Raw genomic sequence first — 263 nt, 5'->3', positions numbered from 1 at the left:
TCCTTGGTTGAGCCAACAAAACCAACATTTGAAGGTGGAGTTAATGGCCTAGGTACAGTAGCCGAAGCCTTACCAGAGTATGAAGGTGGTGCATTTCCAGTTGATACTCTGAAACAGGAACATACTGAGTTCACAGGCGGTGTATCAGGCGAATCTTTAGTCGAGCCGTCTAAACCAACATTTGAAGGTGGAGTCAATGGCCCAGGTACAGTAGCTGAAGCTTTGCCAGAGTATACCCCAGAATTGAGTAGTCAAAGTGGCGT

1 protein-coding gene is annotated in these 263 nt (G+C 46.8%); it reads left to right on the top strand.

The window, feature by feature from the left end:
- Positions 1–263 (top strand): hypothetical protein (locus HMPREF2795_RS05935; protein WP_148131284.1); only part of this gene is annotated, 263 nt, incomplete at both ends.

Source organism: Streptococcus sp. HMSC056C01 (assembly GCF_001811305.1).
In the GTDB taxonomy this organism is placed as follows: Bacteria; Bacillota; Bacilli; order Lactobacillales; family Streptococcaceae; genus Streptococcus.
Note: the sequence above shows the minus strand (reverse complement) of the source record. Positions and strands in the feature narration are given on the sequence as shown.